Origin of the sequence: Mycobacterium sp. (genome assembly GCF_025965855.1) — a bacterium.
Classification (GTDB): Bacteria; Actinomycetota; Actinomycetes; order Mycobacteriales; family Mycobacteriaceae; genus Mycobacterium.
In genome coordinates this window covers 1-10,010 of sequence record NZ_JAOPWB010000247.1, presented here as the reverse complement: position 1 = coordinate 10,010, position 10,010 = coordinate 1, and the positions used below count along the sequence as shown (strand labels likewise).

Annotated in this window: 11 protein-coding genes and 1 pseudogene; 6 read left to right on the top strand and 6 right to left on the bottom strand. The window is 66.1% G+C overall.

The genetic code is table 11. The annotated features are described in order from the left end of the window. Both JWP83_RS21270 and JWP83_RS21265 read right to left on the bottom strand, forming a co-directional pair. On the bottom strand, positions 1 to 315 hold a 315-nt coding region (locus JWP83_RS21270; protein ID WP_297734314.1), incomplete at its 3' end, for an AMP-binding protein. A 58-nt stretch (positions 316 to 373) separates the two neighbouring features. Further along, on the bottom strand, positions 374 to 955 hold the full coding sequence (locus tag JWP83_RS21265) for a TetR/AcrR family transcriptional regulator (RefSeq protein WP_297734311.1): 582 nt from the start codon (positions 953 to 955) through the stop codon (positions 374 to 376). A 95-nt stretch (positions 956 to 1,050) separates the two neighbouring features. Here JWP83_RS21265 and JWP83_RS21260 point away from each other — a divergent pair, with 95 nt between their 5' ends. From JWP83_RS21260 to JWP83_RS21245, 4 genes are all read left to right on the top strand, one after another. Next, positions 1,051 to 1,287: a 4-oxalocrotonate tautomerase family protein gene (locus JWP83_RS21260; protein WP_297734307.1), complete on the top strand. Its 237-nt coding sequence runs from the start codon at positions 1,051 to 1,053 to the stop codon at positions 1,285 to 1,287. Positions 1,288 to 1,379: 92 nt separating this feature from the next. Further along, the gene (locus JWP83_RS21255) at positions 1,380 to 2,294 is read left to right on the top strand and encodes an alcohol dehydrogenase catalytic domain-containing protein (protein ID WP_297734304.1); all 915 of its coding nucleotides are present in this window, start codon (positions 1,380 to 1,382) and stop codon (positions 2,292 to 2,294) included. A 116-nt stretch (positions 2,295 to 2,410) separates the two neighbouring features. Then, on the top strand, positions 2,411 to 3,070 hold the full coding sequence (locus JWP83_RS21250) for a TetR/AcrR family transcriptional regulator (RefSeq protein ID WP_297734302.1): 660 nt from the start codon (positions 2,411 to 2,413) through the stop codon (positions 3,068 to 3,070). Between the two features lie 69 nt (positions 3,071 to 3,139). Beyond that, entirely contained in the window at positions 3,140 to 3,928 is a 789-nt protein-coding gene (locus JWP83_RS21245; protein ID WP_297734300.1) for an MmpS family transport accessory protein, read from the top strand. Between the two features lie 15 nt (positions 3,929 to 3,943). Here JWP83_RS21245 and JWP83_RS21240 read toward each other — a convergent pair whose 3' ends face one another. After that, the gene (locus JWP83_RS21240; RefSeq protein WP_297734297.1) at positions 3,944 to 5,281 is read right to left on the bottom strand and encodes an MFS transporter; all 1,338 of its coding nucleotides are present in this window, start codon (positions 5,279 to 5,281) and stop codon (positions 3,944 to 3,946) included. Positions 5,282 to 5,366: 85 nt separating this feature from the next. On the opposite strand from JWP83_RS21240, the gene cmrA reads away from it, so the two are divergent. Beyond that, complete coding sequence (cmrA, locus tag JWP83_RS21235) at positions 5,367 to 6,173, top strand: mycolate reductase (protein WP_297734295.1); 807 nt, start codon at positions 5,367 to 5,369, stop codon at positions 6,171 to 6,173. Positions 6,174 to 6,252: 79 nt separating this feature from the next. Here cmrA and JWP83_RS21230 read toward each other — a convergent pair whose 3' ends face one another. The 3 genes from JWP83_RS21230 to JWP83_RS21220 form a co-directional block, all read right to left on the bottom strand. Beyond that, complete coding sequence (locus JWP83_RS21230; RefSeq protein WP_297734292.1) at positions 6,253 to 6,390, bottom strand: hypothetical protein; 138 nt, start codon at positions 6,388 to 6,390, stop codon at positions 6,253 to 6,255. Positions 6,391 to 6,427: 37 nt separating this feature from the next. Continuing rightward, positions 6,428 to 7,324, bottom strand: a complete 897-nt coding sequence (locus JWP83_RS21225; RefSeq protein WP_297734287.1) for an NmrA family NAD(P)-binding protein — start codon at positions 7,322 to 7,324, stop codon at positions 6,428 to 6,430. Positions 7,325 to 7,517: 193 nt separating this feature from the next. Beyond that, complete coding sequence (locus JWP83_RS21220) at positions 7,518 to 8,231, bottom strand: winged helix-turn-helix transcriptional regulator (protein ID WP_297734284.1); 714 nt, start codon at positions 8,229 to 8,231, stop codon at positions 7,518 to 7,520. A 1,521-nt stretch (positions 8,232 to 9,752) separates the two neighbouring features. On the opposite strand from JWP83_RS21220, the pseudogene JWP83_RS21215 reads away from it, so the two are divergent. After that, positions 9,753 to 10,010 (top strand): annotated as a pseudogene (locus tag JWP83_RS21215) (transposase); the annotation flags it as partial.

Sequence of the window (10,010 nt, the reverse complement as noted above, 5' to 3'; positions counted from 1 at the left end):
CCGGTAGGCCGGGTTGACGGTCACCAGGATCGCGCCGATCTCCGCGGTCGCGTACTGGACGAGCACCCACTCCCACCGGTTGGGCGCCCAGATGCCGACCCGATCGCCCACGCGGATCCCGGCCCCTACCAACCCTGTGGCCAATCTGCGCACGGAGGCAAGCAATTCGGCGTAGCTCCAGCGTCGTCCCGCGGCGACGTCGACGACTGCGTCGCGTTGCGCATGCTTGGCGGCGGTGGCGGCGAGGTTGGCCCCGATCGTCGTTTCGAGCAGCGGAGGATTGCTCGGACCCCGATCGTATGAAAGGTTTGCCACGGCTCCTCCGGCTGGTTCGGTTACCAACCTAAACACGTCCCCTTCGGCTTGGCGCCGTCTACGACTTTGGACGCGCCACGGCGAGCAAGCGCTCGGCGGCGTGCGCGGCCCGCTCGACGACGGCCTTATCGCGCCGCGCGGCCCCGGCAGCCAACGCGCCCTCCACGAGCAGGGTGATCGCCTCGGCTGTGAGGTCATCGTCAATGCCTTCGGCGCGGACGAGATCGGCAACCAGGTTGCGTCGCGCGTCGGTGTGCGAGCGGACTACCGGGCGGACCGGGTGGTCATCGGAGTGCATTTCCAGTCCGGCGTTCAGAAATGCACAGCCGCGAAATGCCCGGTCGGCGAACGTACGCGTGAGCACTGCGAACAGCGCGGCGATCGGTCGTGCACCGCGCGAGATTCTTCTGTCCACCGCGGCGCGCAGCCCTGCGATGGTGGGGTCGTCGCGGGCCCGAAGCGCCGCAGCGACGAGTTCGTCCTTGGACCGAAAGTGCTGATAAAGGGTGCGCTTCGTGACACCGGCTTCCTTGGCGATCGCGTCGACTCCGGTCGCATCGATGCCATTCGCATAGGTCAGTTGCGCGGCAGCTTGGAGCAACCGCACCCGCGCCGCCGGAGTCGTCCCGGGTTCACCCATGACGGTAAGTATACCGATCGGTTGACAATTGAGTATACTGACCGGTATGTATATGTCTTGAGTTGCTCAAGAACTACCACGCCGAAGGAGAAGCCGTGCCAGTCGTACAAGTCAGCGTTCCAGCCGGAGTCCTATCGAATGATCAAAAGCAACAACTCATTTCGCGCATCACCGATGTCGTCGTCGATGTCGAAGGCATCCCACAGCTGCGTGGCGGTGTGCACGTGCTGATCAACGAAGTCGCCGATGGCGGCTGGGGCACCGGCGGCAAAGCCTGGACACTGCAAGCGCTGAGGGCCTCGTTCGGCGAGCGGGCCGACGCGACGTCGTGACGATGCGTTCGCTCGTCTACACCGCGCCAGGAACGGTCGCATGGCGCGAAGCGCCCGAGCCGCACCTGCAGAGCGACCGTGAGGCGATCGTGATGCCCGTGGCGGCCAGTCGCTGCGACTACGACAACGAAATCGTCCGTGGCGCTTCGCCGCTGGCGCCACCCTTCGCGGTCGGCCACGAGGCGGTCGCGCGAGTGATGTCGACCGGCGATGCGGTTACCTCAGTGCGCCCCGGAAATCTCGCGGTGGTTGTGTGGCACGTCGCCTGCGGACAGTGTGACCGCTGCCGACGCGGCCTCACTGGGCATTGTCGGCAGGTACCGCCCGGCTCCGCCTACGGTGCGGGCGGCCCGTGGGGCGGCCTGTTCGACGATCTCGTGCGGGTCCCATTTGCCGACGCGATGCTCACGCCGGTCCCCGAGGGTCTGGACGCGAGGGAGGTCAGTGCCGCCGGCGACGGTCTTGGACTCGGCCACGCCATCATTTCCAGGAACGTTCACATCCGCCCCGAGCGCATGGCCGTGTTCGGTCGAGGTGAGCACGGCCTGTATCAGGTCGCCTTCGCCGTCGCACATGGCATGCCCCACGTCACCTACGTCGACCAGAATCCAGAACGGCGGTCGATCGCGAGCGACCTGGGGGCGCAGGCGGTGGCTGCCAACCCCGCGCACACCCGGGGCCCCTTCAATCTGATCGTCGACGCCGCCGGTAACGAGGACTGGCTGCATGCCACGATCGGGATGATCGAGCCCGAAGGCGTGATCGAGTGCATCGGCGGCTACTTCGGCGACATGCGCCTGCCCGGCTTCATGTCGTACGTCAACGGTGCGACCGTCCGTTTCGGCCTGGGCAATAACGGCCCGCACGTGCAGCCGACGATTGATGCCGTCGCGGGGGGCGCCATTCGGCCGTCGACGATCTGGGCTACCGAGATCGACTGGGAGGAGCTGCCCGCCGCGTACATCGAAGAGCCACGCAAGATCGTTGCGGTGCGACAGACACATTGACCGCATCGGCGGCGCCGTTAGGTGCCCGCTCGCGCAAGCCCTCGAGTTGATAGCCGATAGCTCGTGCTAAGTTAGCGACGATTAACCGACCGGACGAGTTGTGGACGGAGGCCGTCGTGACTGCAGCCGCCGCGGACGCTCAGGGACCCGGCCATCCTGACGCCCCAAATCGCCGGAGCCAGTTGAAATCCGACCGGCGCTTGCGACTCCTGTCGGCCGCCGAACGACTCTTCGCCGAGCGCGGCTTCCTCGCGGTGCGCCTGGAAGACATCGGCGCCGCCGCGGGCGTCAGCGGTCCGGCGATCTATCGCCACTTCCCCAACAAGGAGTCGCTGCTGGTCGAGTTGCTCGTGGGGATCAGCACCCGGCTGCTCGCCGGCGCGCGGAATGCGCGGGCCGGCAATGCCGACGCGACAGCCGCATTGGACGAGCTCATCGACTTTCACCTCGACTTCGCCCTGGGCGAACCCGACCTGATCCGTATCCAGGACCGCGACCTTGCGCACCTACCCGAGGCCGCGGAGAAGCAGGTACGCAAGGCGCAGCGCCAATACGTCGAGGTCTGGGTCGGTGTGTTGCGCGAGCTCAATCCCAAGCTGGCCGAAGCCGACGCCCGGCTGACGGCGCACGCCGTGTTCGGCCTGCTGAACTCGACACCGCACAGCATGAAGCCGCCGGATGATTCTCGCGCCAGGCCCGCTCGTGCGACGCGGTCACGGGCCGTCATGCGGGCGATGACGGTCGCCGCGCTAAGCGCCGGCAATCAGTGCCCCTGAGTCGCGCGTAGTTCGGAGAGTCACCGCCGAACCGCCCGGCCCAGGTACCCTGCAAGCCATGAGGTGGACATGAACGATCCACGTCGGCCCGAGCGGTTTAGTCCCCCTCTACCGGGGTCAGGACCGGCCGGGCCGCAGGGTTCCCCGTATCCGCCGCCCGCCGACCCGGCATACGCCGACCAGGCGGGGCCCTACGCACCCACATACGGCGGCGGGTATGGCCCGCAGTGGGCGTCCAGCCTGAACGACACCAAGCAGTTGCCCGCCTACTGGCAGCGAGAGCTGCCGCCATCGGGTGAAACGCCGCCAGAGGGAGCGGCTCCCCCGCCGCCGGGAGGCCGAAAGCCGCCGCGCTGGCTGTTAATCGCCGCCGGTTTGGCCGTGCTGCTGGCGGTCGCGCTGGTGATCGCGCTGGTGCTCGTCAACAACGCGATCAAGACCCAGACCGTGGTCCCGCCGTTGCCCGCCATGCCCGGGTCAAGCGAGGAAACGCCGAGCCCGTCGACACGGACGACGCCGCCGTCGCGCACCTTCAGGCCGGTGCCCCCGCCGACGGCGTCGGGTACGCCCCCCGAGACGACCGGCCCGGTCGAGATGCAAGACGTTGTCTATAACGTCACCGGCGACGGCCGCGCGCTCAGCATCGTCTACATCGGCACCGGCGACATGCTGCAGACGGAGTTCAACGTCGCGCTGCCCTGGAGCAAAGAGGTCAGCCTGTCCAAGTCGGCCGCCCACCCGGCAAACGTCACGGTCGTCAACTTCGGCCACAACGTCACCTGCTCGGTGACCATCGCCGGGGTCGAGGTAAGCCAGCGGGTCGGGGTGGGCCTCACGGTTTGCGACGCGCGGGGCTAGACCTGCGAATCCGCTTCAGGTCTTTGAATCCGCCGTAGCGGCGCCGCGCACCGGAACACGGACCCCCAGCATCCCCAGCAGCCCGGCGATCAGCACCAAGCAGATCCCGCCGAGGCCGGCGCGGACGGCGCCGAACGCGTCGACGAAGACGGAGAACAGCCACGGCGCCACGAACGCGACGGCCCGTCCCGTCATCGTGTAGAGCCCGAACGCGATCCCTTCCCGGCCGTCCTTTGCCATGTGCAGCAACAGCGCCCGCGCCGACGACTGCGACGGACCGATGAACATACAGAGCAGCAGCCCGCACACCCAAAAGGCCACCGGACCCGACAGCACCATCAACGCCAACGTCAAGGTGACGATCGCGAGCAGCGATGCCACGATCACCGGTTTCGATCCGACCCGATGATCGACGAACCCACCCAGCACCGCGCCCACCGCGGCCACCACGCTGGCCACCACGCCGAATATCAGCACGTTGGCCTGGGAGATGCCGTACACGTTGACACCCAGCACGGCGCCGAAGGCGAAAATCGCGGCAAGCCCGTCGCGGAAGAGCGCGCTGGCCAACAGGAAGTAGACCAGGTTGCGGTCGCGCCGCCATTCCGCGCCGACCTCCCGCCACAGCTTGCGGTAGCCGCCCAGCATGCTCGTCGGCTGATAGACCTCCGCGGTCTCGGGTAACCGGTGCGCCACCAGCAGCAAGGGCATGGCCAGCACCGCCAGCCACGCCGCGGCCACCAGCATCGCCTCCCGGACGTACAGCCCGTCGTGCACGGGCACCCGCAGCAGCCCGCGCACATCGCCCGCGCCCGACCCGGAGATGAATCCCGTATAGATCACCAGTAGCAGCAGGACGCTGCCGAAGTAGCCAGATGCCCAGCCCAGGCCGGAAATCCGCCCGGCGGTCTGCGGCGTGGAGAGTTGGCGCAGCATCGCGTTGTACGGGACGCTGGCCAGGTCACCGCAGGCGGCCGTCGCCCCCAGCAGCACCAGGCCGGCCCACAGGTAGCCGGGGCTGTCGCGGATGAAAAACATCGCGCAGGTCAGCCCGACCGCCAGCCCGGTCAGCACGCCGAGGGCCATGCGCCTGCGGTGCGGAGACTCCACCCACACGCCGACGGCCGGCGCCAGGAGTGCCACGGTCAACCCGGCGACGGCCCCCGCTCGGCCCAGCCAACTCGCCGGCGATGTACCGCCGGAGATTCCCGCCCCCACGCTGCTGGTCAGGTAGACGGAGAAGACGAAGGTCGCCACGATCGCGTTGAGGCCGGTGGAACCGCAGTCCCACAGCGCCCACGCCACCACCCGAGATCGCACGGGTGTGGCGGGGCGCCGCCCCGGCTGACTCATTCCGGGAACTCTATTGGTTTCGCCGTCCACCCGCGGCGCCCGGCTGCGCCGCGCTTGCGATCGCTGCCTGTCTACGATTGGCCGCATGCCGGTACCAGCTCCCAGCCCCGACGCGCGCGCCGTTGTCACCGGAGCTTCGCAAAACATCGGCGCGGCGCTGGCCACCGAACTCGCCGCCCGCGGGCACAACCTGATCGTCACCGCGCGACGCGAGGACCTGCTCAACGACCTGGCCGCCCGGCTGACCGACAAGTACCGCGTGACCGTCGACGTGCGCCCCGCCGACCTGGCCGATCCCACGGAACGGGCGAAACTGTGCGACGAATTGGCCGCCCGCCCCATCTCGATCCTGTGCGCCAACGCGGGTACGGCGACTTTCGGTCCGGTGGCGGGCCTCGACCCGGCGGGCGAAAAGGCTCAGGTGCAGCTGAATTCCATTGCGGTGCACGACCTTACATTGGCGGTGCTGCCGGGCATGGTCGAACGCAAGGCCGGCGGCATCCTGATTTCCGGTTCGGCGGCGGGCAATTCACCGATTCCCTACAACGCCACCTACGCGGCCACCAAGGCGTTCGTGAACACCTTCAGCGAATCGTTGCGCGGCGAACTGCGCAGCTCCGGTGTGCACGTCACGCTGTTGGCGCCTGGACCGGTTCGCACCGATCTGCCCGACGACGCCGAAAGGTCGCTGGTCGAAAAGCTGGTGCCCGACTTCCTCTGGATCTCGACGGAGCACACGGCTCAGCTCTCCCTAGATGCGTTGGAGCGCAATAAGATGCGTGTCGTTCCAGGGTTGACGTCGAAGGCCATGTCGGTGGCGAGCGGGTATGGCCCGCGCGCGATCGTGGCGCCGATCGTGGGCAGCTTCTACAAGAAGCTCGGCGGCGGGTAATCCTGGGCTCTGAAGGTCGTCGTCATATCGCGAGGCGCTGACCTAGAGCGCGATTCGGCCTGGCTCACGTGATGTCCTCTTAGTTCACTTGTGCGCTCGATGTGGACGTCTTGAGTGCGACGGCCGCCGAGGGTTTGGCGGCCCGCAGCTGCGCGTCGTTGGCATAAAGCTTTGCCAGCCGTTCGGCTTGCGCATCCGAACGGGTCTTGGTCGTCACGGTCGCGCCTTTCGTCCTCCGGCCTGCACCAATGAGGTCAGCTGCGCGCCGACAACCAATAGCCCCACCGCTGCTTGTCGACTAGGTATTCCTTGTTGCGTAGCGCGAATTCGCTGACACTGGTGGGTGTTTTGTTGCCGATCGTCTCCACCACGTCGTTGGTGCCGGCGAAGATCCCGGTGCGGTAGTCCTGGGCGACGTTCTCGATGTGCTGGATGGTGTGCTCGTGGAAGCCCTGGCGTCGCATGGTGTCGGCGAAGGCCTCGATGCTGACCGGCTCGTAGCTGAACGGCAAACCGAGTGTGTTGCTGAGTTCCTCGGCGATCTCGTAGTGGTTCATTTCGACCGGTCCGTATAGCGGGTATTCCTTGCCGTCGTGGCCCTGGGGGTGTTCGAGGATGCCGGCCACGACGTAGGCCTGGTCCTCGCCCGCGATGGGGGCGTGGCGGCCGTCGGCGAAGGGAAGCCGCAGCGTGTTGTCCTCGTCGAGGAACTGGATGAGCCACTCGGCGAAGTAGGTGGGCTTGATGTGGGCCGCCGGTACCGGAAAGTTGTCGAAGATCCGCTCGGAAAGCCAATGTTGGCGCGACGCGTTGCTGCCCGCGTCGGACCGAGCCGGTTTTTGGCTCATATTGACGACGATCCCGACGCCGGCTTCGGCGGCGGCTTGGGCGAAAATGGTGCTGGCCTCCAACAGTCCCGGCATGATCGGGTAGCTGAAGTAGGCGCCGTCGACGCCCTCGGTCGCGGCGCGCACCGCCGCCATGTCCAGCAGGTCGGCGACGACGATCTGTGCGCCCGCCGCCTGGAGTCGCTCGGAGCGTTTGTCATCCCGATGCGCCAAGGCGCGCACGCGATGGCCGCGCTCGAGTAGCAGGTGGGTGAGGTAGTTGCCGACCACCCCTGTCGGCGCGGTCACTAAAAAAGTGCTCATGAAAGTCGTTCTCCTCGTGGTTGTCTCTTACCTGATGACTCATACCGGGTTACTCACTTGGCGGCCAACGTTTTTGGTGACAGCCTTTGGAACAGTGCCTTTATCCCCATCAGCACCGAACCAGTTGGCGCAGCGCCCGGCCACCCGTCGGGTCGGACAGCCCGGAGGGGCCACTGCGGCGTTCGACCCGCGTTCACGACGGCGTACTTTTCGGTCTGCGCCGTGAGGCTGTCACCCTGGTCGCCGGGCCGGACGGGAGCTGAAATATGCGGAAAAACTCGGCGGCTGTGGCCAAGTCGCCATCGACGTGAAGGTCGCCCGCAGCCGCGGCATCGGTGACGCTGAGCTGACCCGTGGCCAAGGCCTGCAGCGTTACCCGGCTGCAGGACAGCACCAAACCGGCGCGCACCGGGGCCGGCCCGGCACGCAGCCGAACGTGGCCGCCATCGCCGTCGACCCAGAACACCACGCCGTCGAGGTGCAGTTCGGTCAGCGTGTCAAGACTGGCGCCGGACTGTTCTGCGGTGGCTCTCATAGCCAACAGCGCCCATTCGGTGCGCCGTTGGAATTCCTTGGGCGCCAACGGCAGTGCCGCGGCCCAATCCGCCAGCCCCCGCAGCACCGGGGTCAGTTCCTCGCCCCGTTCGGTTAACGCGTACGCGTGCGCGCTGCGGGGTCCGCTCAGTGTGGTCTTGGTGATTACGTCGTTGGCTTGCAGCTGCTTCAATCGCTCCGAGAGCAGGTTGGTGCCGATACCCTCCAGCGCCTCGAGCAGATCGGAAAAGCGTTGCGGCCCCAGACCTAGCTGGCGCACGATCAGCAACGTCCATCGTTCCCCCAGCACGTCGAGCGCCCGCGCGATCAAGCACGCCTGGCCGTAACTGCGGGTCACCAGCGGGCCTCGCATGCCATGTCAGTCGATCGGCACTGGCACTCGCCGACGTGCCGCACACCCGACGGGCTCGAAGGCCGGGAGTTCACTGCGTCTGCCAGTGACTTTAATTTCATATAGTTAGTGCTACGCTTTTCATTAGCGGCTGTCAAGGGGTGGCTACGGGATTGCAAGGACGGGAAATCCGATCGGCGGAATCTCCATCACGCGCTGGCTGACAACGGTGTCAGGCCAACAACGAGTGCCTGACCTAACCACTGCCGCCCGAATCGCCGACAAGCTAACGCAACATTTCGACACCGCGGCGGTATACCCGATCGACCAGATCATCAGCGCCGTCCACGCCGTCACCGCGCCCGGCAACGTCGGCACCGTCGTCGTTGCCAAGAGCCCCCGATGCCCGGCCCGACCAGCGCCCAATAGGTGTCCTTCTGCGAGCCTGCGTGCTTCGCTTATGCGCATCGGGCGTCCGACGCCTACAGTTGAAGGTTATGACGAGCATCCGCAGGTCGGAAGTCGCGCGGCGCGCAAGCGCGGGCCTGTTGGTCTTGATGGTCGGCTGGGGTGCCGTTGGTGCGGGGGCAAGTGCACTGGCACCGGATACGACCGCGACGAACGCTATGTTCTCCAGCAAAGCACCGGCGTCGCTACTCGCTCCCAATGGTCCTAGCTGCATTATCGGCCTCAACTGCGGGTGCATTGGTAGCTGCGGTCCTGTCCCGCACCACCATCGCGCTCCCGCAAATGACCATCCACCCGATGCTTCCCCCGCGCCCCGCCCCGGGTCCAGCGGCGGATAACTCTCGCCGCCGTGGAATGCATTGAGCCTGTGCTATGCACGTACCTTAGCAATGTTCAAACTCTGAGCAATGAATGGGATTGTCCCGCAACGTAATTCGCGCTAGCGTTCCACCCCAGCCCGCTGCGCTCGAATGCTTGCTGTCCCAGCAGATCCGGGAGTCGGTCTTCGAGGTCGCGGATGCGTTGGGCGAGGCGGTGGTTTAGTGCGATGGTCATCGATGCCCGTGAGGGGGTCTCGAATAGTATCGGAGCCAGCGCGTCGGCCGGGTACCTTGCAAACCAAGCCGGAAACGCCCGATCATGGATAACCGTTTATCCGTGTAGGAGTATCGCCCTATTCTCGCGGCGGCCGCTCAGCTGGCTTGAGGTCCATACAGGTTCCCTGGCCGGCAATGCGAAAGATGACACGGGCCCCGGATTTTCGGCAAAAATGACATGACAATGACATTTCATTTGAAAAAATGGAGAACCTAATGGGAACCGATCAGCGTATTCCTGCAGGGATTTCGTTTACTGCGCGGGACGCTGATTACTGAGCCGCTGGCCGGTGAGCACAGGTAAGAACCTGGAGCGTTGGTCGATTTCTAACTGTAGAGCGTTCCCCGGCCGGTTGGTGAGGTTGCCTGTAGCGCTTATGGGGTGTCGTGCCGGTCGAGCACTGGTCCATTAGGTTGCCGCCGGGTGGCCTTCGGCTCTGAATGTTGGTTCTTCACAACGGAGTTAGGAGGCAAGAAGATGATATTCGTCGGGGACGATTGGGCTGAGGACCACCACGACATCCACGTGCTGGATGCTGACGGGGCGCGGCTAGCATCACGCCGGCTACCCGAAGGACTCGCGGGCATCGGCGGTTCCACGAGTTGGTGGCCGCCCACGTCGCAGAACCCAGCCAGGTGGTGATCGGCATCGAGACCGACCGCGGCCTGTGGGTGCAAGCCTTGAGCGCGGCCGGGTACCAGGTGTATGCGGTCAACCCGCTGGCGGTCGCCCGCT

What these genes read in the sequence shown, in the direction of transcription:
- JWP83_RS21265 (WP_297734311.1), bottom strand. Translation starts at nt 955, where the DNA reads ATGGGTGAACCCGGGACGACTCCGGCGGCGCGGGTGCGGTTGCTCCAA.
- JWP83_RS21255 (WP_297734304.1), top strand. Translation starts at nt 1,380, where the DNA reads ATGCCCGTGGCGGCCAGTCGCTGCGACTACGACAACGAAATCGTCCGT.
- JWP83_RS21245 (WP_297734300.1), top strand. Translation starts at nt 3,140, where the DNA reads ATGAACGATCCACGTCGGCCCGAGCGGTTTAGTCCCCCTCTACCGGGG.
- JWP83_RS21240 (WP_297734297.1), bottom strand. Translation starts at nt 5,281, where the DNA reads ATGAGTCAGCCGGGGCGGCGCCCCGCCACACCCGTGCGATCTCGGGTG.
- cmrA (WP_297734295.1), top strand. Translation starts at nt 5,367, where the DNA reads ATGCCGGTACCAGCTCCCAGCCCCGACGCGCGCGCCGTTGTCACCGGA.
- JWP83_RS21225 (WP_297734287.1), bottom strand. Translation starts at nt 7,324, where the DNA reads ATGAGCACTTTTTTAGTGACCGCGCCGACAGGGGTGGTCGGCAACTAC.
- JWP83_RS21220 (WP_297734284.1), bottom strand. Translation starts at nt 8,231, where the DNA reads ATGCGAGGCCCGCTGGTGACCCGCAGTTACGGCCAGGCGTGCTTGATC.